Here is a 22,306-nt window from a genome sequence, read left to right on the forward strand (position 1 = left end):
AACGTTATGCAGGCAATCGACTGCATGTCAACCACGAAGAAACCCGGCCGTCTGCCGCCGGGGTGGCAGACGACCGGGGAAAACGGTCAGTTGACGTCCCGGTCGCGCCCTTCCCAGTACGGCTCGCGCAGCTTGTACTTCTGGAGCTTGCCGGTGGCCGTCCGGGCCAGCTCGCTCCGGAACTCGACCGAGGTCGGTGCCTTGTATCGGGCGAGGCGCTCCTTGCAGTACTGGATCAGTTCACTCTCCGTCGCCTCCGCGCCCGGCGCGAGGACCACCAGGGCCTTGACGGTCTCTCCCCACTTCTCGTGCGGCACGCCGATCACCGCGACCTCGGCGATCGCGGGATGGCTGAAGAGCGCGTCCTCCACCTCGATCGAGGACACGTTCTCACCGCCCGTGATGATCACGTCCTTCTTGCGGTCGCTGATCGTCAGATAGCCGTCCTCGCCGATCGATCCGCCGTCGCCGGTGTGGAACCAGCCGTCGGCCAGCGCCCGTTCGGTCTCCGCGGGCTGCTCCCAGTACCCCTCCAGGATGACGTTGGAGCGCGCGAGGATCTCGCCGTCGGCGGCGGTGCGCAGGGTCACTCCCAGCGCGGGGACGCCGGCGCGGACCAGCTTCTCGGCGCGGGCCTGCGGGTCGAGGTCGTCCCACTCGGAACGGGTGCGGTTGACGGTGAGCAGGGGTGAGGTCTCGGTGAGCCCGTAGATCTGGATGAACTCCCAGCCCAACAGGGACTCGACGCGGGCGACGGTCTTGGTGGGCGGCGGCGCTCCGGCGACGATGATGCGGACCCGGTCGCGGCCGGGGATCTCGCCCTCCCAGGACTCGGCGGCTGCCAGCACCGCGTTGACGACGGCCGGGGCCGCGCACATCACGGTCACCCCGTGCTCGGCCACCCGGCGCAGGATCTCCGCCCCGTCGACCTTGCGCAGCGCGATCTGCCGGACGCCGAGGCCCGCCATCGCGAAAGGCATCCCCCACCCGTTCGCGTGAAACATGGGCAGGGTGTGCAGATAAACGTCACGGTCGGTGACACCGGCGTGCAGGGCGAAGGTCGTGGCGTTGACCCAGATGTTGCGGTGCGTGATCTGTACGCCCTTGGGCCGGGCGGTCGTTCCACTGGTGTAGTTGATCGTCGCGGTGGCGTTCTCGTCCGCCTCCCAGGCGCGGGGTTCGGTGTCGAAGCGGTACAGCTCGGCGTCCGCGGCGGCGCCGAGGGTGAAGCGGTGCTTGCAGCTGACCCCGGCGAAGCGGTCGGTCAGCTCGGGGTCGACGAGCAGGACGCTCGCGCCCGAGTGCTCGACGATGTAACCCACCTCGTCGGCCGTCAGACGGAAGTTGACCGGTACGAGGACGCGGCCGTGGCCGCTGACGCCGAAGAACGAGGTGAGCAGCCTGGCGCTGTTGGGCGAGACGACGGCCACACGCGCGCCGTGCGGGACATCCAGCGCGTCGAGGCCGGCGGCCTGGGCTCTGGCCAGCTCTCCGACGCGCCGGTAGGTCAGCCCCTCCCAGGACTCGGCCGGCTGGTCCGGTTCGTCGACGACGCCGACGCGGTCGCCGTACACGGTGACGGCGCGGTCCAGGAAATCACGGGCCCCGAAGGGGACGAGCATCACGGCCTCCCGACGATCGGACGATGTCCCAGTTCTATCCTGGCCACGCGCCCGCGCACCCGGACAACCCCCAAGTGGCGTCGACCGCCGTGTCCGCCTCCATGTGCGTGTCCGTATCCGTATCCATGTGCGTGTCCGTATCCATGTGCGTGTCCCTGCGTCCTTGGCCGTCGCCCGCTCGACGCGTCACGATCGTCCGATGGACAGCCGACCGACCTTCGACTTCCCCGGGCCGCTGCGTATCGACGGGCTGGGGCTGCATCTGCGCGAGTGGTCCGACGACGATGTCGCGGATCTCGTCGCGCTCTACGACGATCCCGAGATCGACCGATGGACGCCGGTCGCCTCTCCCTTCGACACCGAGGCGGCACTCGCCTACCTCGCGGCGGCGGAGCAGAAAAACGCCGAGCGGCGGGGCGTACAGCTGGCCATCACCACGGACGGTGAGCGGCCCCGGGGCGAGATCCTGCTGTTCCCCGGCACGGCCGACGAGCGGGACGTCGAGCTGGCCTACGGCGTAGGGGCCGCGTACCGGGGCCGGGGGCTCGCGACCCGCGCGGTCCGGCTCGTCGTGGACTTCGCCCACCGTCGCGTCGGCGGGCGGCGCATCGTGCTGTGCATCGAGGACGGGAACACGGCGAGCGAGGGGGTCGCCAAGGCGACGGGTTTCGTTCTCTCCGGTGACGAGCCCGTCCTCCGCACGGCGAAGGGCCGGGACGTGGTCCTTCGGACCTGGAGCCAGCTGGCCGACGACGGCCACGGCTGAACTCCGTGACCGGCGGCGACAGGCCCCCGGCGGGTCCGAGGGCCCAGGTCTGCCCAGGCCGTCGGATTCAGGTGGGCGCCCCCGGACATCGTGCGTCCGGGGGCGCCCCGGGCGGTCACGCCCCGGCGGGTTCCGTCTCCGGAGCCGGCGCCGTCAGGTACTCCTCGGATACCTCCTTCGGGCCGAACGGCCACACCTTGTCCAGGCGCGCCCAGACGACGAAGGCGACGAGGCCGAGGGCGAGCCAGGCCAGCGACCACTCGATGGGGTGGCGGCCCGGGGAGTTCTTGTCCGCGTAGCCGTAGATGGTGAGCCAGCCGGCGAGGGCCAGGAAACTCGGCACCGGGTAGAGCCACATCTTGTACGGGCGGCGCAGGCCCGGCTGCCGTTTGCGCAGCACCGACAGGGCGACGACCTGGGCCAGCGCCTGGACGATCACCATGACCGTGGTCAGCAGCTGGATGAGGGTGGCGAGATCGGTGTGGCGGCCGATCAGGAACCCGATCGCCGTGATGACGCCCATCGTGGCCAGACCCAGCATCGGGAAGCGGTGCTTGGGGTGCAGCTTGGCGTACGGACGGAAGAAGACACGCTCGCGGGCCGCGTCGTAGGGCACCCGCGAGCCGCCGAGCAGTCCGGTGAAGACCGAGGCGAACGCGGTGATCAGGATGAGGACGGTGACGGTGTCGGCGGCGCCCTTGCCCCAGGTCTCCTCCATGACCGCCGAGGCCACCGAGGTGGAGGCGATGTCGCCGGGGTCCTTCATCCGGTGCCAGTCGATGACGCCGAGCGTGCCGATCTGGAGCAGCAGGTAGATCACCATGATGCCGAGGATCGAGAAGATGATGGAGCGGGGCAGGACGCGGCCGGGGTCCTTGATCTCGGCGCCCATGTACGCGGTGGTGTTGTAGCCGAGGTAGTCGTAGATGCCGATGGTCAGGCCTGCCGCGAAGCCGATCCAGAAGTGGCTGCCCGACAGTTCGAAGGCGTGCGCCGGGTAGGTGAAGGCGAGGTCGGCGCTGAAGTCGGTGGCGGCGGCGACGATCACCAGGAGGACCGAGGTGATCATCACGGCCCACATGACAGCGGTGATCCGCGCGATGTGCTCGATCCCCCGCCACAGCAGGAGGACGACGAGGGCGACCATGCCGAGTCCGACGAGGTCGCCGGTGGTCTTGCCCATGTCAGGGGCCAGATAGCCCAGGTACTGCACGAAGCCGACCACGCCCGTGGACATGATCAGCGGGATGAAGAGCATCGCCGTCCACACGAACAGGAACGGCATCAGACGCCCGGTGCGGTACTGGAAGGCCTGGCGCAGATAGACGTAACTGCCGCCGGAACCGGGCATGGCGGCGCCGAGCTCGGCCCAGATGAGCCCGTCGGCGAGCGCCAGCAGAGCGCCGGCGATGAAGCCGATGACCGCTTGCGGGCCGCCGAACGCGGCGACCATCAGCGGGATCGTCACGAACGGCCCGATGCCGCACATCTGGCTCATGTTGATGGCGGTGGCCTGGAACAGGCCGATACGGCGGACGAAACCGCCGGTGGGTGGCGGGGTACCGGACACGGGTCCTCCTCAGGACAGGACGCGGGGAGAGGTACGAGGTGACGGCCGGCGTCGATGGCGCGGCCGACGGATCAAGGGCGGCGGGTGACCGGCCGGCGCTGGGCTCCCCTCGGCTCGCCCGGCGAGGCTGACTGGGCGATAAAGTTAAGGAGCCTTACTAAGCACGTCAAGGGGGTGTCATGAATGAGTGAGAATGGTCCGATGCCCGTCGGCGACACCGCAGAGCAGCCCGAACAGCCCTGGAACCGCCGGCGGCTGCGCAGCACCAACGAGCGACTGCTCCTCGACCGGCTGCGCACCGACGGTGCCGCCTCGCGCGCGCAACTCGCCCGCGAGACGGGCCTGTCCAAGCCGACGGTCTCCAGCGCGCTCGCCGCGCTGGAGGAGGCGGGACTCGTCCACGAGGTCGGAACGCGGGCTCCCGAGCGCGGCCGGGTCGCCGTCCTGTACGCCCCCGACCCCGCGGCCGGGTACGCGCTCGGCATAGACATCGGCCGCAGCTGGCTGCGCGTCGCGGTCGCCGATCTCGACGGCGCGGTGGTCGCGCGCGCCGACGTGCGCAACCGCGCCCGCACCTCGGGCGCCATGGCCGATCTCGTGGTCTCCACCGCCCACCAGGTCGTCGCCAACTCCGGTGTCGGCGCGCACGAGGTGGCCCACGCGGTGGTGGGCACGCCGGGCGTGTACGACGAGAAGCAGCGCCGGGTGCGGTACGCGATGCATCTGCCCGGGTGGGGGCGGGCGGGCCTGTTCGACCGGATGCGGGAGGAACTCGGCATCCCGCTGGAGGTGCACAACGACGCGAACCTCGCGGCGCTCGGCGAGTACACGTACGGGGTCGGCGCCGGCAGTCGGCTGTTCGCGTACATCATGATCGGCACCGGCCTCGGCATGGGTGTCGTCAGCGAGGGACGGCTGTTCACTGGGGCGCACGGCGGAGCCGGTGAGATCGGCTTCCTGCCGTGGCCCGGCCGACACAAGCCCGAGACCCTGGAGGACGCGGTGTCCGGCGAGGCGGTCGTCGAAGCCGCCCGGCACTTCGGCATGACCGGGCAGCTTACCGCGAAGGCCGTCTTCGATGCCGCCCGGGAAGGCCACAAGCCCGCGGTCGAGGCGGTCCGGCTGGAGGGCGAGCGGATCGCTCACACGGTGGCGGCCGCGACGGCGGTGCTCGATCCCGACCTGGTGGTTCTGGGCGGCGGCGTCGGCCACAGCGTCGATCTGCTACTGAAGCCGGTCCGCGAGACCCTGCGCGCCCTCACACCCCTGCGCCCGAGGATCGCACCCGGCCGTCTGGGCGAGGACGCGGTGCTGCTCGGCGCGGTGGCCACGGCGCTGGGGACCGCGCGCGATGTGGTGTTCGAGCGCAGGTCGGCATCCTGAACCGGGGCGGCGCCCGCCGCCGCCCCCGCACAACTCGCCCGCCCGGCACGGGCGGTCGGCACGGGCGGTGCGAGGCGGGGGCCGGGAGGCGGGCGAGGAAGGGCCGCCCCGCTGTGATCGACGGGCCGGTGATTGACATGGCTTACTCACCGGCCTAGCTTGTGGGCCTAGTTAGTAAAGTTTCCTAACTTGCAGTGCCGAAGCGCGGATGCTCCCCCACCTCCCAAGGAGATCACCGTGTTCCACCGCCCTGCCTCCCGGCGGCGCCTCGCCACGGCCGCCGTCGCCCTGGGCCTGCTGTGCACCCTCTCCGCGAGCGCCTGGGCCGACGGGCCCGACATCGGAGCGATCGCCGTGCCGCACGTCCGCGTCACACCGGTGGCCTCCGCGCCGGGCAGCGCCACGGCGTTGTCCGGGTACGCGATCCAGTCCAGCGCCAAGGTCCTCGACCCGGCGTCCGCCGTCTCCAGCCCCGGCTACGGGGTGAGCGGCTGGTACCCGGCCGGCTCCCGTTCCACGGTCCTCGCGGCGCTGCTCGCGAACGGGACGTACGAGGATCCATTCTACTCGACGAACCTGCGGAAGATCCCGAAGGCCGACTTCACCGTGCCCTGGTGGTACCGCTCGGACTTCACGGTCACCGACACCTCCGAGCGCAGCTATCTGGACTTCAGCGGGGTGATCTCGGCGGCGGACGTCTACGTCAACGGCCGCCGGGTCGCCGACGCCGCCGAGGTGGCCGGCGCCTACACGCACCACGAGCTGGACATCACCTCGCTGGTGCGCGCGGGCACCAACACGGTCGCCTTCCGCATCCGGCCCAACGACCCGAACAAGAACCTGACGATGGGCTGGATCGACTGGCTGCAGCCGCCGCCCGACCAGAACATGGGCATCGTCCGGGACGTCCTCGTCCGCCGCGGCGGCCCGGTCGCCTTGCGCGACGCGCATGTGCCGACCCGCCTGGACGTGCCCTCGCTCCGGTCCGCGGACCTCACGGTCAAGGCGCGGGCGCGCAACGAGACCGGCTCGGCCGTCACGGCCACGGTGTCCGGCCGCATCGGCCCGGAGTCGTTCTCGAAGACCGTCCCGCTCGCGGCCCACCAGACGAAGGCGGTCACCTTCTCGCCGTCCGACGTCCCCGGGCTGCACCTGACGTCACCGAGGGTGTGGTGGCCCGCAGGCATGGGCGGGCAGCCGCTGTACGGCCTCGATCTGACCGTCTCCGTCGCCGGTACCGTCTCCGACACCGCGCACGAGGACTTCGGCGTCCGCGACGTGAAGGCGCCCCTGAATGCCGACGGCGCCCGGCAGTACAGCGTGAACGGCCGCAGGCTGCTCATCAAGGGCGGCGGCTGGTCCCCGGACGAGTTCCTGCGCTGGGACCGGGGGTACGTCGAGGACCGGCTGAGGTACGTGCGCGATCTGGGCCTCAACACCATCCGCCTCGAAGGCCACATCGAGCCGAACGAGTTCTTCGACCTCGCCGACCGCTACGGCATTCTCACCCTGCCCGGCTGGGAGTGCTGCGACAAGTGGGAGGGACAGGTCAACGGCACGGAGACCGGCGACAAATGGACCGCCGCCGACTACCCGGTCGCCAAGGCGTCGATGACCGCCGAGGCCGCCCGGCTGCGCGACCACCCGAGCGTCATCTCCTTCCTCATCGGCAGCGACTTCGCGCCGGACGCCAGGATCGAGAAGACCTACCTCGACGCGCTGAAGGCGGCCGACTGGCCGACCCCGGTGGTCGCCGCGGCGTCCGACAACTCCTCGCCACTGTCCGGCAGTTCGGGCATGAAGATGACCGGGCCCTACGACTGGATCCCGCCGGGCTACTGGTACGCCAAGCGCGAGGGCGGCGCCACCGGCTTCAACTCCGAGACCGGCGCGGGCCCCGACATCCCCACCCTCGACACCCTCCGCCGCATGATGTCGCCCGCCGAACTGGACACCCTCTGGAAGAACCCGGACGTCAAGCAGTACCACCGCTCACCCTCCCCGGTCTTCGGCACCCTCAAGATCTACGACGCCGCCCTGGCCGGCCGCTACGGCGCGCCGACGGGTCTCACCGACTACGTGCGCAAGGCGCAGCTCGCCCAGTACGAGAACGTACGGGCGCAGTTCGAGGCGTACGGGCGCAATGCCACCGATGCCTCGAAGCCCTCGACCGGGGTCGTCCACTGGATGCTCAACAGCGGATGGACCTCGCTGCACTGGCAGTTGATGGACCGTTACCTCGACCAGGGCGGGGCCTACTTCGGGGCGAAGAAGGCCAACGAGCCCCTGCACATCCAGTACTCGTACGACGACCGGTCCGTCGTCGTCGTGAACAACCGGCACGCGTCCGTGTCCGGCCTCACGGCGCGGGTCACGCTCTTCGACACCGACGGCACACAGCGGTACGACAGGACGGCGACCGGTGTCACCGTGCGGGGCGACGGGGCGCGCGGCACCGCGCTCACGGTGCCGTCCTCGGTGAGGGGTCTGTCGACGACGTATCTGGCGCGCCTGGTGCTGCGCGACGCCGGGGGCAGGGAGGTCAGCCGCAACGTCTACTGGCTGTCGACCCGGCCGGACACCATCGACTGGGCGAACACCGACTGGTACTACACGCCGACGACGAGCTACGCGGACCTCACGGGGCTCAACTCCATGGCCCGGGTGCCGGTTTCGGCCTCCGTGTCGACCTCGTCGGGTCCCGGCGGGACCTCCACGACGAAGGTCGTCCTGCGCAATGACGGGAGCGGGAAGACGCCCACACTCCTGACCGACGCGCATCTCGTGGACGCCAAGGGCAGGCCGGTGCTGCCGGTGCGGTGGTCCGACAACCAGGTGAGCCTGTGGCCGGGCGAGTCGGTGACGCTGACGGCGACATGCCGGACGGCCGAACTGCACGGGGCCGGGCCCGCGGTGCGGATCTCCGGGTGGAACACGGAGGAGCGCACGGTCCGGGCCCGGTAGAACCGTCCGGGCCCGGTGGAACGGCGCGAGGGGCGGACCCGGTTCCGGGCCCGCCCCTCGTCCGGCTCGCGCTCAGCTCACATTGAGCGCGGTGTCGTCGAGGACGAACGACGTCTGGAGCGTGGAGCCCTCGACGCCGGTGAACTTGATCGTGACCGTCTGCCCGGCGTACGTGGTGCCGAGGCTGAACGTGCGCTGCGCGTACCCGGACGCGGCGTTCAGGTTCGAGTACGTGGCCAGGGTCGACAGCACGGTGCCGCTGCTGTTGACGACCTGCGCCTTGAGGGTGTCGTACGCCGTGGTCGTGGTCGTCTCGGCCGTGTCCACGTGCAGATAGAAGCTCAGGGTGGCCGAGCAGCCCGAGGGGATGGTCACGGCCTGGGAGAGCGTGTCGGTGTTGGCCGAGCCGTAGCCGTTGAGCCACGCCTTGTACGAACCGGTGCGCGCTGCCTCACTGGAGCTGTTGGTGATCACCCCGCTGGTGCCGGTCCAGGACGTGCTGCCGGACTCGAAACCGGGGTTGGCGAGCAGCTGCGCGGCCGTGCAGGTGCCGCCGCCACCGCCCCCGCCACCGCTGCTGCTCGTGCCCGCGAGCCAGTCGGTGGCGTTGAGGGCGAGCGCGGCGTTGGTGGCGCCGGTGTCGTTCCAGCCGTCGTACAGGGTGTTGCCGGACTGGCCGGTGCCGTCGTCGATCGGTGAACTGTCGCCCCAGAAGGCGACCTTGCCGCTGCCGAAGGTGCTGGTCGCGAAGAACGCGCCGGTGTTCCCGGAGTAACCGGACCGGTAGAGCAGGCCCTTGACGGCCGAGTTGTCCGCCGGCTTGAGCGTGGCCGTGGTCCCGTCCGCGATCAGGCTCTTGGTGACGGTGCCGAACGAGCCGTGCAGGATCGTGTTGGTGCTGTCGCTGATGGCGGCCGGATAACCGGAACTGACGTCCAGCGTGTCGATCGAGAAGCCGAACGGGTCGGTGCTGTCGACGCTGTTGTTGGTCATCAGGTCGTTGAAGATCTCGACCGCGTCGTAGCCGTCGCTGTTGCGGTCGGCGCCGGTGTGGTCGGAGATCATGAAGAGGCCGCCGCCGTTCTTGACGAACGTCATGATGGCGGTCTTCTCAGCGGTGGTGAACAGCGTGTTGGGCTCGGGCAGCACCAGCTCGTCGAAGTTCGCGAGGTCGGTCGCGGCACTGCCGCCGTAGGTCAGGCTGGAGCCCGAAGGCAGCGTCTTGAGGCTGTAGTTGCCGGTCTTCTGCAGGGCCACGCCCCACGAGGACAGCGCGCCGGTCCAGTCGGTCTCGGCGGACGGGGTGGAGTCCTGGCCGAGCGGGTCGGGCTGGCTGGTGGAGATGATCCAGTCGGCGTTGCCAGCGGTCTCGGCGTGGCCGTTGTCGAACAGGACGCGGTGGGGGGTGGCCGCGTGGGCGGGGATGGCGGTGGCCGCCTGAACGGCGGCGCCCGTGATGAGCAGTCCGAACACGGCCAGTGCCGTGGTGAGTCTGTGGCGGGACTTCCTGAATCCGAGCATCCGGCGAACCTCCGTCAGAGTGGGGAGAGGCGGTGCGGGCGCTAAGTCTGCGCGCGTAGAACGGAAGTTGGCCGTCCTCCGTTCAACAGATTATTGAACGGTACATGACTAAACGGTGGCTGCACAGGGTCCGGACGGGTCCGCCACGGGGTGCATCCGCGGGAGCGGACTGGCTCCGCGCGATACGGGCAGATACATAACTGCGGGGGACCGACCAAGAGGGGCGGAGATGGAGATCTCGGGCATCATCAGTGCCATCCTCATCGGCATCATCATCGGTGTATTGGGCCGGCTCGTCGTGCCGGGACGCCAGCGCATCGGCATCCTGTGGACGATCGCGGTCGGCATCGTGGCCGCGTTCATCGGGTCGGGTGTCGCCGCCGCGTTCGGCGTCGCCGACACCAAGGGCGTCGACTGGATCGAGTGGCTCATCCAGGTAGGCCTGGCCGCACTGGGTGTCGCGGCACTGGACCGGACGAGGGGGCGGCGCTGAGCCGCTGCGCTCCAGCGGCCGGTGCCGGGAGGACGGCGCTCCAGCGCCGGTGCTGAGTGGTCGACGCTCCAGCATCCGGGTGCTGAACGTCGACGCTCCAGCATCCGGTGCCAAGCGGTCGGTCCTCCAGCAGTCGGTGCTGAGCGGACGGCCCTCCAGCAGTCGGTGCCAAGCAGTTGGCCCTCCAGCAGTCGGTGCTGAGTGGTCGGCCCTCCAGCAGTCGGTGCTGAGCGGTTGGCCCTCCAGCGCCGGTGCTGAGTGGTCGACGCTCCAGCATCCGGGTGCTGAACGTCGGCGCTCCAGCATCCGGTGCCAAGCGGTTGGCCCTCCAGCAGCCGGTGCTCAGCGGACGGGGCACCAGCGGCCGGTGCTCAGCGGTCGACGCTCCAACATCCGGCGCTGATCGGCCCGGGCCCATCGGTCGGGGCCCAGCCGACAAGTCTGGGGCGACCTGGTGCGGGGTACCGGATGAACTGCGTGGCGGCGCCGCTCAATTCCGTTGCGGGGCGTGGGTACGCGCGGCTACGGTCTGCGGGCTTCGCACCCGCACGCCCGACGCCACGGAGAGATCTTGCCGCCACGCATCACGCCGTTGACCGATCCCGGAGCCACCGCGTCGAGCCGCCGTCTGGCCTGGCTGGCCTCGGACGCCGAAGGGGTCCCGCTGGGCTCGGCGTTCCTCCGGCTGTTCACCACGGAGGGTCAGGATCATCGCGCCGAGCTGGAGATCGCCGTACACCCGGCCGAACGGCGCACGGGAGTGGGCGGCGCTCTCCTGGACGCCGCCGTGACCGCCGCGCGGAGCGACAAACGGCGGTCGCTCGTCTCCCGGGTCACGGCCGGCTCTCCCGGCGACCGGTTTCTCGCGGCGCACGGGTTCCACCAGGTGCTGGCCCTGACGTTCGCACGCCTCCCACTGCCGGAACTGGACCTCCGGGCCGTGACTGATATGGCCGAACACCCACACTCGGGCTACGAGTTGACGCACTGGGACGGCGTCGTGCCGCCCGAGCTTGCGCACACCTACGCCGACTCCCGGCGGGCCATGGACGACATGCCGATGGAGGACAGCGACTACGGAATCGACGTCTGGGACGTGGAGCGGGTCGTGGCGGTGGCCGAGGTCGTCCTCGAACGGGGCGACGCGCTCCACACGGTGGCCGTGCTGGACCGCTCGGACGGCTCCGTCGTCGGATTCTCGGAAGTCGTCGTGCCGGGCGACGGCCGGGGCGACGCCCAGCACTACGGAACGGGCGTCCTGCCCGAGCACCGCGGCCACGGCCTCGGACTGTGGATGAAGGCGGAGTCGATCCGCCGGGCCCGTCTGCGCTACCCGGAACTCGCCGGCCTGTTGACGGACACGGCTGACAGCAACGCGCCCATGATCGGCATCAACGACTCACTCGGCTATCAGCCCACCCACCGGGAGCTGGAGTACCGGCTGGACCTCTGAACCGACGAGGGGGCCCGGGTCTCCCGTCTCTGGCCCACGGCGCAGTCCTACCGGCGGCGGGGCCGGCGGCAGGACGTCTGTGACGCGAGGCCCTACGCGGCGTTGCCGAGGCCCTCGATGAGTACGGACTGCGGGACCGGTTCGAACAGGGTGGGGGGCACGGGGCATGAATGGGAACATGGCGGACACGGATCACGGATTGCAGCCCCCGGCCCGACCGCGCGAACTCGCCAGCTGGCAGGCGAACAAGGTGTCAACGCTCGGCGCCCGGCTGACCGCGCGGCGCATGCCGCTGAGCGCCCGCGCCGACTTCGCGGTCCTGGCGGCACTGGAGGAGTACGGGGGCTCAGCCAAGCCGACATCGGCCGCCGCCTCGGCCTTGACCGCAACGACGTCAGCGGCATCATCAACCGCCTGCAGGCCTGCGGCCAGGTCGACCGTCGAGCCGACCTCGCCGACCGGCGCCGCAACGTCGTCACCCTCGCCCCGGCCGGAAGGCAGCACCTCGGAGAACTCCAACGGCACGCCGATACCGTCCAGGCCGACCTGCTCGCAGGCCTCGACGCCGCCGAACAACGACAGCTCTGCGACCTGCTTGCCAAGCTGCTCGACAGCCACCAGCCACAACCTGCCTAGGCCCAGAACTCCCGGCCCTGACGCCGGCCGAAACGCAGCCGCGCGAAGGTGTTCCATATATGTCCACCTGCGCCGCACCGGCGGGCTCGCCGAGAGATGGGGGACCTCGGCCGAGACCGCGTTCAGGGTCAGGCGGCCGCCTTGAGCGCGGCGAGACCCTCGTAGGCGGACGGGTGCGCGGGCGTCCAGCCCAGTTCCCGCTCCGCCTTCGCCGACGACACCCGCAGGGTCGTGCGCATCACGACATGCGCGTACGACATGGGCCTCATCATCCACAGCGGTACGGTCATCGGCTTCGGCAGGCCGAACTCCTCGGCCACGGCGCGGACATGGGACGCGAAGCCCAGCGGCGTGCGGTCGGCGACGTTGTACGCCTGACCCGGGCGGCCGCGTTCCACGGCGGCGGCCACCGCGCGCGCAGCGTCGGCGAGGTCGACCCAGGGCAGGACCCGACCGTGGTCGTCGGACACGGGGAGCCGCCTCCCGCGCAGCATGGGCAGCAGGGCGTCGGTGCCGCCCTCGCCGTAGAAGAGGCCGAAGCGCAGTGCGACCCCCTCCAGACCGGCGGCCTCCAAGGTGAGGCGCTCCTTGATGCGCATGGCCGCGATGTGCCGTTCCAGTTCGGGCGTGGCCCCCTCGGGCCCGAAGGTGTCGGTCTCGGTGACGACCCGGTCGCCGTGGTCGCCGAATCCGTACCCGAAGATCATCGACTCGGCGACGAGCCGGCGTGCGCCGGTGGCCCGCGCGGCCTCGACCAGGTGGGCGGTGCCGTCGACGCGCAGGGCGTCGGTCGCGTGCATGTCGCGGTGGCGCAGGGGCGCCTTGCGCAGGGCGGTCGCGGCCAGCACGACCGTGTCGTAGCGCTGTCCGTCGACGGCCCGCAGCAGCGCGTCGCGGTCCATCAGATCGGCCCGGACACCGTTGGCGGGACCGCGGCCGAGGCCGGTGACTTCATGGCCCGCTTCCGTCAGGGCCCGGGTGATGTGCCGGCCGAGGACACCGCTCGCACCGGCCAGGAGAATGCTCTGGTTCGTTGTCATACTGATGCGACGGGTCACGCACGCGGGGATGTGACATCGGCCCCGGACGCTCCCACGGCCTGCGGACGGCGCGTCACCCCTCGTAGATGTACGGGGTGGTCGTGGTGAGCGGCTGGAAGCCCAGCCGGGTGAGGATCGGGCGGCTCTGGCTGGAGGCGTCGACCTGGACGTATCGGTAGCCGCGCTCCGCGGCGACCCGGGCGCGGTGGGCGACGAGGGCGCGGTAGATGCCGCGGCCCCGCCAGGCCTCGACGGTGCCGCCGCCCCACAGTCCGGCGAACCGGGCCCCCGGCAGGAGTTCCATACGGGCCGCGCTGACCGGAACGTCGCCGGCCAGGGCCACGACGGCGACGACCGTGTCCGCGTCACCGGTGAGCTGGGCGAGCAGTTGGTGGCGCAGGAGGGTGCTGTCGCCGCCGAAGGCCTGCTCATGGACGTCGGCCATGAGGGCGACGCCCGCGCGGTCGGTGACCGGCAGCAGCCGTACGCCCTCGGGCGGTTCGACGTCGAGGGCCAGATCGCCCAGCTCGGCGATCATCAGCGTCTCCTCGGGCTCGGCGACGAAGCCCGCGGCCCGCAGACGCTGCCCCAGGTCCTCCGGCCGGTCGTGCCCGTACAGCTTCCACTCGAAGCCGCCCCCGAGCCCGGAGAAGAACCGCACCTGCCCGGCGATGGCCGCGTCGGCGCTCGTTTCGTCGAGGTCGGACCAGAGCACCGCGTTCCAGCCCTTGTCGGCGCCGACGTGGCGCACCACCTCGCCGACGCGCTCGACCCGGGCGCCCGACGCGTCGGGCCGTGCGCGTTCCCGCATGTCCCGGTCGAACAGGGCCAGTACCGCAATGTGATCCATGAGGTCACTCCAGCACCCCGGGACGAACGGGGCAACGGGAATATGCGGCCCCCGGGCGGTCGGGAAGGACGTTGTGGCCCGGCGGTCGCGACGGACGCCGTGGCCTGGTGGTCGGGAGCGACCCCGGGGCCCGGCGGCAGGGGGGCGACGCCGGGGCCCGGCGGCAGGGGGGCGACGCCGGGGCCCGGCGGCAGGGAGGGGCTCCAGGCTGGGGCGGCTCCTCCCCCTCCGGCGCACCCCGGACGCGAGGGCGTCCGGGCGGACCCTTTGTCAGGCCCCGCCCGGACGCCGGCTCCACGCCGCTCCGGTCAGCCGGTGGCGGCCAGTTCCCGGGGCTGTACGGAGCTCGGGGGCGTCACCTGGACGCGGCGCAGGCCGGTCAGGCTGACGAACACCAGGGCGAAGACACCCGCGAGGGCGAAGGCGGTGAAGCCCGCGGTGGTCGAGCCGGTGGCGAGCAGCCGGCCGCCGAGCCAGGGGCCGAAGACGGCGCCGAAGCGTCCCATGCCGGAGGTCCAGCCGACCGCCGTGGCGCGGTTGTCGTCGTCGGAGCGGTGCGCCACCGTGGCGTAGATCATCGCCTGCGCCGAGAACAGGAAGAGTCCGGTCAGGAAGACGACGGTGTAGGTGAGGGGCAGCGCCATCCTGAAGCTGAGGGAGTAGATCCCGACCGCGGTGGCGCCGAACCAGATCGCGGAGATCAGCGAGCCGCCGAACTTGTCGGTGAGGCGGCCGCCGATCAGCATGCCGACGATGCCGCCGAGGTTGATGACGATCACGAAGCCGATCGAGGACCCGAGGTTGTAGCCGTTGGCCTTCATCAGCGAGGGCAGCCACTGCGAGACGCCGTAGACGAGGAGGAGACCGCCGAAGGACGCGACCCAGAACAGCAGGGTCTGGGCCCACCGGCCGCCGCGGAACAGGGCGGTGACGGCGCTGAAGCGGTCGGCGGCGGCCTGGCGCTCCGCGGCGCGTGCGGCCAGGTCGACGCCGTAGCGGTCGGCGAGCGCGCGGGCCTCGTCGGTACGGCCCTTGGCCTGGAGGAAGGCCATCGACTCGGGCAGGAACACGGCCGCCAGCGGCACCCCGATGAACAGCGGTATCACGCAGATCCAGAAGGAGACACGCCAGTCGCCCGTCCCGAGCGCCACGAATCCGGCGACGATGCCGCCGGCCTGGTGAGCGGTCATCAGGGAACCCACGATCAGGGCGCGGCGGCCCCGCGGGGCGTACTCGGTGACCATGGTGATCGCGCTCGGCAGCAGGCCGCCGAGGCCGAGGCCGGCCAGGAAGCGGCCGAGGCTGAAGACGTCCAGGCTGGAGGCCGAGGCGCAGACCGCGGAGGCCAGGGAGAACACGGCGGTCGACACGATGATCGTCTTCTTGCGGCCGACCCAGTCGCTGACGGTGCCCGAGCACAGGGCGCCGATCAGCATGCCGAAGGTGGCGTAGGAGCCGACGTCGCCGGCCTTGCCGGGGTCGATGCCGAGCGCCTTCGTCTCCAGCATGTGCGGCAGCACCGAGCCGTAGATGAACATGTCGAGGCCGTCGAAGAGGACGACCAGCCAGCAGAGGCCGACGACCAGTGCGGCCAGTCTGCTGCCGCCGCGAGCGGGCAGGGCGAGGGAGGAGGACATCGTTGTTTCCTCTCGTCCAGGAGGCGTGGGCCCTGGAAGGGGATCGGGGATGCGGGTCGACGCGGCTCGTGCGGCTGACCCGATTGTGCGACAGACGCTAAGGAGCGAACTCCCAGAGTGTCAACGCTTTTGTCAACAATTCTGGAATCAATCAGGCCACCGTCCGAGACCGTCGCACAGGCAGCTGAAAGCCAGGTGAAAGCGCGCGCGGGCGGCACACCTCCCATGCCGCCCGCGCGTATGTACTGGCTTGATCCGGTCGCTCAGTTGACCGTCCGACAGGAAGCCGCCGGAGGCCGGTCAGCCGATGGGCGGGGTGCCGTGGGTGTGGAAGGACTCGATGGTCTTCAGGCCCCAGGCCTGGCCCTTCTTCCGCTCGTCCTCGGTCCACGTGATCAGCGGCCAGTCGGGGGCCAGGACGAGGCGGGTGAGCGGGTTGCACAACTCGATACGGTTGCCGCCCGGTTCGTAGACGTAGAGGAAGAACGTCTGCTGGATGGCGTGCTTGTGCGGGCCCGTCTCGATGAACACGCCGGTGTCGATGGCGAGATCGGCGGCGCGCAGGATGTCCTCACGGGTGTCCGTGGCGAACGCGATGTGGTGCAGGCGCCCGCTCGAACCCGTCCAGTCCTCCGTGTAGACGACGTCGTACGACTTGTTGCTGAACGTCAGCCACTGGGCGGCGATCCGGCCGCTGTCGAGCTGGATCTGCTCGGTCGGACGGGCCCCGAGCGCGTCACGGACGAAGTCTCCGTTGGCGGCGACGTCGGCGGCGAGGTAGTTCACGTGGTCCAGGCGTCGTACGCCGACCCCGTGGCCGGGTTTGGCCTGCGGCTGGTTCTTGAGGCCGGGCTTCAGATGGTCCGGCGCCCGGTACCACTCGCTCTCCCAGTACAGGGCGAGTTCGTGGCCGTCGGGGTCGGTGGTGACGTAGACCGGGCCGAGGCCGGGCTCGTCGTTCACCCAGCGGCCCTCGCGGCCGGCGCGCTCGATCTCCTTGACCCGGCGCTGGAGGGCCTCCTCGCTGGAGGCGCGCAGGGCGGTGCGGCGGATGCCCGAGGTCGCGTGGGCGGTCAGGGTCAGGCTGTGGTGCTCGTAGTCGTCCCAGGTCCGCAGGTAGACGGAGTCTCCGGAGCGGCCGTTCTCGGTCAGGCCGAGGTAGTCCGTGAAGAACCGGACGCTGGCGTCCAGGTCGGGGGTGAGCAGTTCGACGTGCCCGAGGTGGGCGATGTCGCCGAGCGGCGGGGCCATGGGGCCTCCTCAGTGTTGTGCGGCTCCGGCCGGCCGGGGGAAGACCGTGCCGTCGAAGATCTTGCGTGCGGTGCGGACAACGGCGGTGCGCCGGGCCACGGGTGGGGCTCCCCCGGGGCCGTACTCGACACCGGCTTCGATGTCGAGGAATCCGGTGGGGTGTTCGATACGCAGCCGGTCGCCCCGTTCTGGCGGGTGTGCCACGGCTTGCCCGACGCCACCCTCCACGCGCAGCCCGGCGGCGACGCTCGCGGCGCCGAGGACGCCGATGGAGGTGTGGCAGCGCACCGGGATGAAGGTGCGGGTCATGACGGCTCCGTCGGCGCGCGGCGGAGCGAGCAGGGTCAGCTTGGGCACGGTGGCGTTCTCGACGTCCCCGAGGCCCATCAACTTGCCCGCTTCCAGCCGGATTTCGCGGAGTCGCCCGGCCAGGGTCCGATCCTCTTCCAGGTCCTTCGGGCTCTCGTACCCGGTGACACCCAGCGAGGAGGCGGCGATCAGCACGGTCGGCATGCCGTTGTCCACGCAGGTCACCGGGGTGTCGGCGACGAGGTCGCGGGCGTGGCCGGTGGGCAGCAACGGGGCGCCTCCCCGCGGGAATTCGATCACCACGGGTGCCGCGGTCCCCGGCACCCCGGAGATCTCGGCGGAGCCCTCGTAGACCACGCGCCCGCCCTCGGTGGGGAAGCTCGCGTGCGCGAGGTCGCCCGAGTTGACCATGCGGATGCGTACCGAGGTACGGCGCTCCCCCGGCTCGACGAGTCCGCGTTCGACGGCGAACGGGCCGACCCCGGCGAGGATGTTGCCGCAGTTCTGACGGTCCGACACCTCAGCCTTGTCGACGGCGACTTGGAGGAACAGGTAGTCGACATCCGCGGCGGGGTCGGCGGAGACCGAGACCACGGCCACCTTGCTGGTCAGCGGGTGCGCGCCGCCCAGCCCGTCGATCTGGCGCGGGTCGGGGCTGCCCATCACACGCAGCAGCAGGTCGTCGCGTTCGGCGGTGTCGGCGGGCAGGTCCCCGGCCAGGAAGTAGGCGCCCTTGGAGGTGCCACCGCGCAGGAGCATGCAGCGCACCTCCTCGGCCCCGCTCACGGCGCGGCCCCGTCCCGGACGTACTCGTCGTACGACTTGTAGGTCACACCCAGGCGTACGAGGGTCTCGCGCAACCCGTAGCGGTCCAGGCCGAGTTCGCCGTCGAGGAAGGCGGCGCGGGCCAGGGCTTCCTTCCGTTCGCGGGCCTCGGACGCCGCGGCCACACGGCGGGCGCTCTCACGGGACACGCACACCACGCCGTCGTCGTCGGCGAGGATCACGTCGCCGGGCCGGACGATCTGGCCGCCGAGGACCACCGGGACGTTGACGGAGCCGCCGGTCGCCTTCACGGTGCCCTGCGGGCTGACCGCGGCGGACCAGGCGGGAAAGCCCATGTCGCGCAGTTCGGCCGTGTCCCGGATGCCGGCGTCGATGACCAGGCCGCGCACGCCGCGCCGGTGCAGCGCAGTGGCGAACAGCTCGCCGAACATGCCGTCGGTGGAGGGCGAGGTGGTGGTGACGACCAGGATGTCGCCCTCGCCGCACTGTTCTACGGCGGCGTGGATCATGAGGTTGTCGCCGGGCCAGGACAGCACGGTGACCGCGGTGCCCGCGACGCGGACGCCCTGCTGGATGGGGCGCAGGCGCGTGCCGAGCAGGCCGGTGCGGCCCATCGCCTCGTGCACGGTCGCGGTGCCGTAGCCGGTGATCGCCTCGACGTCCTTCGCGTCCGCCTTGGGCGGGTCGGTGACGATCACACCGCTCATGCCAACCCCTTCGCGATCTGCGGGAAGGGACGCATGTACGCCTCGGCCCTGGTCTTGTGGGCCAGGCCCAGGTTGGGGCCCGCGTTGCGCTTGAGCTGGACCCCGCGGCGTACGGCGAGGTCGGTGTAGTAGTCCCACAGATGCTGCTGGGCGCCGAGGCATTCCATCGCCTTGCGCTTGGTCTCCCACACCTCGGTGATGTCGAGGAGCACTTCGGGCTTGAAGCCGCTCATCTCGGGCTGGTGGGGCTCGAAGTAGAAGACGGGCGGGGCGCCGATGATCCCGCCCTCGCCGGGGTAGCCGATGGCCTGGGCGAGGACACGGGCCTCCAGCGCCATGCGGTTGGCGGCCGGGTGGTCGCCGTTGTACGGGTCCTCGGTGGGGTGGGTGAGCACGACGTCCGGCTGGGTCTCGCGGTAGACCGTCACCAGCCGGTCGGTGAGCTCGGCGGTGGCGGTCAGGGGGTAGTCGCCGGCGTCGAAGAAGCGGACCGCGGCGCCGAGGGTGGCGGCGGCCTTCTCGGCCTCCTCGCGGCGTATCGCCTTGATCTCGTCGAGCTTCTTGCCCTCACGCCAGGCCTTGGCGGACTCGCCGCGCTCGCCGAAGGTCAGGCACGCGATGGTGACCTTCTCGCCCCGGGAGGCGGCCAGGGCGATGGCTCCCCCGGCCCGCCACACGAAGTCCCCGGCGTGCGCGGTGACGACCAGTGTCGATCGTGAAGGGCGTCCCCCCTGCTCGGGCGGGGCCGAGGGCTCGGGGGCGGCGGGCGCGTTGCCGTGCGTCATTGCAGCAATCTCCTTGGTGGACAGGTGGGCGCCCGCCTCGGCTGTCCGTCGTACCGCGCGTCGCCGCGCGGTACGTCAGTCGCGCAGCGCTTCGATCACACTGCCGAGGTGAGCGCGGACGGCCGCTTCGGCCGCCTGCGGGTCCCTGGCCGCGATCGCCTCGATCATGGCCAGGTGTTCACTCAGGGACTGCTGCGAACGACCCGGGCGCAGCGCCAACTGGAACCGGTGGCGCACCAGTTGGGCGTTGAGCCGCTCCAGGAGTCCCACGGCCGTCTGCTGGCCGGAGAACTCCCTGATCCGGGCGTGCACTTCGTGGTTGAGCTCGGAGTAGGTGACCGGTTCGCCGTCGGCGACCGCCTTGACCATGGCGGCGCCCAGGTCGGCCAGTTCGGCGAGCTGGTCGTCGGTGGCCAGGGCGGCCGCCTTGGCGGCGCAGAGGCCTTCGAGCGCCATACGGCACTCGGTGATGGCGACCGCTTCCTCCACGGTCACCACCCGGACTCGTGATCCGCGGTTGCGGATCCGCTCGACCAGTCCCTCCGATTCCAGCTCGATCAGCGCCGCGCGGGCGCTGGCCCGGGTGACACCGAACTGCTCGGCGAGTTCGTTCTCCACCAGCCGCTGGGCCGGTGCCATCTCTCCGCGCAGAATCGCCTGCCGCAGCTGCACCAACGCGTGCTGCTTGGCCTGCTCGCCGGTGCCTGGACGGGCTTCCTTCTGCATTGCTGCCCTCCCTGAGTGAGTGCCTGTCGAACGTAAATCTAGACCAACAAGATTGTCAACAATTTTGTTCGGCATGTTGCCGACGCGCATCGGGGTTCGCGCGGGGCCGATGTCACTCGCGCAGGCCCGAAGCCGACGGGACGGGCCCCGTGCGGACCGGGCGGGCCCGATGCCGACCGGGCAGGCGTTCCGATCCTCGGCCCTACCGCTTGTGGTGCGTGAGGGTCGGCCTCACCATGAACCTCTACCGCCGCCGTCCGCAGAGCCGACGGCAGTCCGCCCCTCCGTGTGCGCCGCGGACCCGGACGCCGGGAATCCCTGGCCCGGGTGCGGCACTCTGCACAGCGCGAACGCCAACTCACCTTCGGTCGAAGGGACTTACCTAATGCGCGCCTCGCTCCGTACCGGGTCGGCAGGTATAGCGGCCCTGTGTCTGTCGCTCGTCGCCGTTCCCGCTCACGCGACTCCTCCCGGCACCGGGGTCAGCGGCAAGGTCATCGCGCAGACCACCGTCGACGGCACGGACTACACCCTCCGGGAGATCACCATCCCGCCCGGTCAGGCGACCGGCTGGCACTACCACGACGGCCCGCTGTACGGATACGTCAAGCAGGGCGCCCTCAGCCACTTCGACTCGACGTGCGCGCAGGACGGCCTCTACCGGACCGGTGACTCCCTCACCGAGCCGCCCGGCCCCACGAACGTCCACATCGGACGCAACCTCGGCAAGAAGCCGCTGGTCCTGGACGTGCTCTATGTACTGCCGCACGGCGCGCCCTTCTCCGAGGACGCCCCCAACCCCGGCTGCGACTTCGAGTAGCGTCTGAGGGCGCCCGACGAACGGACCCGTATGTCTCTCCTCGCCCGTCCGGCGGTGGCCTCCCTCGCCGCCAGGTCGCTTCAGCGTCTCGCCGTGCTCGCGGACCGGCGGTCGGCCGGACGCGGCTCCGCCGCCGCGTCGCACGCCCGCCTGCCGGAATTCCCGCACCGCTCAGGAGAGTTGACGATCCCGACGACGATCGCCCCGGCCCGCGCCACGGTGTACCTGCCGGCGTCCGAGGGGCCGACACCGCCGGTGCACGTCAACTTCCACGGCGGCGGCTATGTGATGCCGCTGACGGAACTGGACGACCCGCTGTGCCGCTGCCTCGCCGCCGCGGCGGGTGTCGTCGTGGTCAACGTGGACTACGTGGTCGCACCGCAGCACCCGTTCCCCGCACCACCCCGGCAAGCCTACGAGGCCGTGCGCTGGATCGCCGAACACGGCGCCGAACAGGGCTGGGACGGCAGCCGCCTGACGATCGGCGGGCAGAGCGCGGGCGGCGGGCTCGCCGCGGCCGTGGCCCGCCTGGCCCTTGAGGAGGGCGGACCCGCGATCGCCCTTCAGGTCCTCCACTACCCGCCGCTCGACCTGGTGACGAGCGTCAAGGACAAACGGGCCCCCATCCCCCGGCCCGTGCTGCGTCCCTGGATGGGCGAGATCTTCGACTCCTCCTACGTGCCGAACCCGCGCGAGCGCTCCGACCGGCTGGTGTCGCCCGCCCACGCGTCGGACACCGGGGACCTGAAAGGCATCGCGCCCGCCCTCATCGTCACCGCGGAGTTCGACCTCCTCAAGCCGGAGGGGGAACGCTACGCGGAACGGCTGCGGAAGGCGGGCGCGCTGGCCGGCCACATCGACGTGCCGAAGGCGGATCACGGCTACGACGGCACGGACGACACCCGGGCCCGGGAGATCTACCCCCTCATCGCAGGGTATGTACGGCAAGCCGTCAACACCGGGGTGAGCGGGGCCGATTGAGGGAAC

Annotated in this window: 19 protein-coding genes; 8 read left to right on the forward strand and 11 right to left on the reverse strand. The window is 70.9% G+C overall.

Annotated elements, in window-relative coordinates:
- Window positions 1-86: 86 nt before the first annotated feature.
- On the reverse strand, window positions 87-1,622 hold the full coding sequence (locus ACFYR3_RS26590; protein WP_355849408.1) for an AMP-binding protein: 1,536 nt from the start codon (window positions 1,620-1,622) through the stop codon (window positions 87-89).
- 199 nt (window positions 1,623-1,821) lie between these two features.
- Between ACFYR3_RS26590 and ACFYR3_RS26595 the strand changes: the two genes are divergently transcribed.
- A complete protein-coding gene (locus ACFYR3_RS26595; RefSeq protein ID WP_355849411.1) occupies window positions 1,822-2,388 on the forward strand; it encodes a GNAT family N-acetyltransferase in 567 nt (188 codons plus the stop codon).
- A gap of 115 nt (window positions 2,389-2,503) precedes the next feature.
- Here ACFYR3_RS26595 and ACFYR3_RS26600 read toward each other — a convergent pair whose 3' ends face one another.
- Entirely contained in the window at window positions 2,504-3,958 is a 1,455-nt protein-coding gene (locus tag ACFYR3_RS26600) for an APC family permease (protein ID WP_355849414.1), read from the reverse strand.
- A 183-nt stretch (window positions 3,959-4,141) separates the two neighbouring features.
- Between ACFYR3_RS26600 and ACFYR3_RS26605 the strand changes: the two genes are divergently transcribed.
- Window positions 4,142-5,341 (forward strand): ROK family transcriptional regulator, encoded by a 1,200-nt coding sequence (locus tag ACFYR3_RS26605; RefSeq protein ID WP_355849417.1) that lies wholly within the window; start codon window positions 4,142-4,144, stop codon window positions 5,339-5,341.
- A gap of 237 nt (window positions 5,342-5,578) precedes the next feature.
- Entirely contained in the window at window positions 5,579-8,305 is a 2,727-nt protein-coding gene (locus ACFYR3_RS26610; protein WP_389284867.1) for a sugar-binding domain-containing protein, read from the forward strand.
- Between the two features lie 72 nt (window positions 8,306-8,377).
- On the opposite strand, the gene ACFYR3_RS26615 is transcribed toward ACFYR3_RS26610, so the two are convergent.
- Complete coding sequence (locus ACFYR3_RS26615) at window positions 8,378-9,826, reverse strand: hydrolase (protein ID WP_356782930.1); 1,449 nt, start codon at window positions 9,824-9,826, stop codon at window positions 8,378-8,380.
- A 229-nt stretch (window positions 9,827-10,055) separates the two neighbouring features.
- Here ACFYR3_RS26615 and ACFYR3_RS26620 point away from each other — a divergent pair, with 229 nt between their 5' ends.
- The 3 genes from ACFYR3_RS26620 (at window position 10,056) to ACFYR3_RS26630 (ending at window position 12,408) form a co-directional block, all read left to right on the forward strand.
- Window positions 10,056-10,319, forward strand: coding sequence for a GlsB/YeaQ/YmgE family stress response membrane protein (locus tag ACFYR3_RS26620; protein ID WP_355849424.1), 264 nt, complete (start codon window positions 10,056-10,058; stop codon window positions 10,317-10,319).
- A gap of 571 nt (window positions 10,320-10,890) precedes the next feature.
- On the forward strand, window positions 10,891-11,772 hold the full coding sequence (locus ACFYR3_RS26625) for a GNAT family N-acetyltransferase (protein WP_389284868.1): 882 nt from the start codon (window positions 10,891-10,893) through the stop codon (window positions 11,770-11,772).
- A gap of 117 nt (window positions 11,773-11,889) precedes the next feature.
- On the forward strand, window positions 11,890-12,408 hold the full coding sequence (locus tag ACFYR3_RS26630; RefSeq protein WP_355849430.1) for a MarR family winged helix-turn-helix transcriptional regulator: 519 nt from the start codon (window positions 11,890-11,892) through the stop codon (window positions 12,406-12,408).
- A gap of 128 nt (window positions 12,409-12,536) precedes the next feature.
- Here ACFYR3_RS26630 and ACFYR3_RS26635 read toward each other — a convergent pair whose 3' ends face one another.
- The 8 genes from ACFYR3_RS26635 to ACFYR3_RS26670 form a co-directional block, all read right to left on the reverse strand.
- The gene (locus tag ACFYR3_RS26635) at window positions 12,537-13,448 is read right to left on the reverse strand and encodes an NAD(P)-dependent oxidoreductase (protein WP_355849433.1); all 912 of its coding nucleotides are present in this window, start codon (window positions 13,446-13,448) and stop codon (window positions 12,537-12,539) included.
- A 73-nt stretch (window positions 13,449-13,521) separates the two neighbouring features.
- The gene (locus ACFYR3_RS26640; protein ID WP_356782925.1) at window positions 13,522-14,298 is read right to left on the reverse strand and encodes a GNAT family N-acetyltransferase; all 777 of its coding nucleotides are present in this window, start codon (window positions 14,296-14,298) and stop codon (window positions 13,522-13,524) included.
- A gap of 308 nt (window positions 14,299-14,606) precedes the next feature.
- Window positions 14,607-15,935, reverse strand: a complete 1,329-nt coding sequence (locus ACFYR3_RS26645; RefSeq protein WP_355849438.1) for an MFS transporter — start codon at window positions 15,933-15,935, stop codon at window positions 14,607-14,609.
- 300 nt (window positions 15,936-16,235) lie between these two features.
- Window positions 16,236-17,186 (reverse strand): catechol 2,3-dioxygenase, encoded by a 951-nt coding sequence (locus ACFYR3_RS26650; RefSeq protein ID WP_355849441.1) that lies wholly within the window; start codon window positions 17,184-17,186, stop codon window positions 16,236-16,238.
- Window positions 17,187-17,195: 9 nt separating this feature from the next.
- Window positions 17,196-18,254 (reverse strand): 4-oxalomesaconate tautomerase, encoded by a 1,059-nt coding sequence (locus ACFYR3_RS26655; RefSeq protein ID WP_355849444.1) that lies wholly within the window; start codon window positions 18,252-18,254, stop codon window positions 17,196-17,198.
- 23 nt (window positions 18,255-18,277) lie between these two features.
- Window positions 18,278-18,988, reverse strand: coding sequence for a 4-carboxy-4-hydroxy-2-oxoadipate aldolase/oxaloacetate decarboxylase (locus tag ACFYR3_RS26660; protein WP_355849447.1), 711 nt, complete (start codon window positions 18,986-18,988; stop codon window positions 18,278-18,280).
- Window positions 18,985-19,773: a PIG-L deacetylase family protein gene (locus tag ACFYR3_RS26665; protein ID WP_355849450.1), complete on the reverse strand. Its 789-nt coding sequence runs from the start codon at window positions 19,771-19,773 to the stop codon at window positions 18,985-18,987. Before ACFYR3_RS26665 ends, ACFYR3_RS26660 begins: the two co-directional genes overlap by 4 nt.
- Window positions 19,774-19,848: 75 nt before the next feature.
- Window positions 19,849-20,499 carry a GntR family transcriptional regulator gene (locus ACFYR3_RS26670; RefSeq protein WP_261707013.1) on the reverse strand — a complete coding sequence of 217 codons (651 nt, stop codon included), beginning with the start codon at window positions 20,497-20,499 and terminating at the stop codon, window positions 19,849-19,851.
- Window positions 20,500-20,884: 385 nt separating this feature from the next.
- Here ACFYR3_RS26670 and ACFYR3_RS26675 point away from each other — a divergent pair, with 385 nt between their 5' ends.
- The gene (locus tag ACFYR3_RS26675; RefSeq protein ID WP_355849453.1) at window positions 20,885-21,319 is read left to right on the forward strand and encodes a cupin domain-containing protein; all 435 of its coding nucleotides are present in this window, start codon (window positions 20,885-20,887) and stop codon (window positions 21,317-21,319) included.
- A 30-nt stretch (window positions 21,320-21,349) separates the two neighbouring features.
- Window positions 21,350-22,300, forward strand: a complete 951-nt coding sequence (locus ACFYR3_RS26680; protein WP_389284869.1) for an alpha/beta hydrolase fold domain-containing protein — start codon at window positions 21,350-21,352, stop codon at window positions 22,298-22,300.
- Window positions 22,301-22,306: the final 6 nt, after the last annotated feature.

It is taken from the genome of Streptomyces sp. NPDC005784 (assembly GCF_042871525.1).
GTDB lineage: Bacteria > Actinomycetota > Actinomycetes > Streptomycetales > Streptomycetaceae > Streptomyces.

Excerpts from the sequence above, each read along its gene's own strand:
- ACFYR3_RS26675 (WP_355849453.1), top strand. The coding sequence starts at position 20,885 with ATGCGCGCCTCGCTCCGTACCGGGTCGGCAGGTATAGCGGCCCTGTGT.
- ACFYR3_RS26650 (WP_355849441.1), bottom strand. The coding sequence starts at position 17,186 with ATGGCCCCGCCGCTCGGCGACATCGCCCACCTCGGGCACGTCGAACTG.
- ACFYR3_RS26615 (WP_356782930.1), bottom strand. The coding sequence starts at position 9,826 with ATGCTCGGATTCAGGAAGTCCCGCCACAGACTCACCACGGCACTGGCC.
- ACFYR3_RS26620 (WP_355849424.1), top strand. The coding sequence starts at position 10,056 with ATGGAGATCTCGGGCATCATCAGTGCCATCCTCATCGGCATCATCATC.
- ACFYR3_RS26665 (WP_355849450.1), bottom strand. The coding sequence starts at position 19,773 with ATGACGCACGGCAACGCGCCCGCCGCCCCCGAGCCCTCGGCCCCGCCC.
- ACFYR3_RS26680 (WP_389284869.1), top strand. The coding sequence starts at position 21,350 with ATGTCTCTCCTCGCCCGTCCGGCGGTGGCCTCCCTCGCCGCCAGGTCG.
- ACFYR3_RS26640 (WP_356782925.1), bottom strand. The coding sequence starts at position 14,298 with ATGGATCACATTGCGGTACTGGCCCTGTTCGACCGGGACATGCGGGAA.
- ACFYR3_RS26670 (WP_261707013.1), bottom strand. The coding sequence starts at position 20,499 with ATGCAGAAGGAAGCCCGTCCAGGCACCGGCGAGCAGGCCAAGCAGCAC.
- ACFYR3_RS26595 (WP_355849411.1), top strand. The coding sequence starts at position 1,822 with ATGGACAGCCGACCGACCTTCGACTTCCCCGGGCCGCTGCGTATCGAC.
- ACFYR3_RS26660 (WP_355849447.1), bottom strand. The coding sequence starts at position 18,988 with ATGAGCGGTGTGATCGTCACCGACCCGCCCAAGGCGGACGCGAAGGAC.
- ACFYR3_RS26630 (WP_355849430.1), top strand. The coding sequence starts at position 11,890 with ATGAGTACGGACTGCGGGACCGGTTCGAACAGGGTGGGGGGCACGGGG.
- ACFYR3_RS26655 (WP_355849444.1), bottom strand. The coding sequence starts at position 18,254 with ATGCTCCTGCGCGGTGGCACCTCCAAGGGCGCCTACTTCCTGGCCGGG.
- ACFYR3_RS26645 (WP_355849438.1), bottom strand. The coding sequence starts at position 15,935 with ATGTCCTCCTCCCTCGCCCTGCCCGCTCGCGGCGGCAGCAGACTGGCC.
- ACFYR3_RS26590 (WP_355849408.1), bottom strand. The coding sequence starts at position 1,622 with ATGCTCGTCCCCTTCGGGGCCCGTGATTTCCTGGACCGCGCCGTCACC.
- ACFYR3_RS26605 (WP_355849417.1), top strand. The coding sequence starts at position 4,142 with ATGAGTGAGAATGGTCCGATGCCCGTCGGCGACACCGCAGAGCAGCCC.
- ACFYR3_RS26635 (WP_355849433.1), bottom strand. The coding sequence starts at position 13,448 with ATGACAACGAACCAGAGCATTCTCCTGGCCGGTGCGAGCGGTGTCCTC.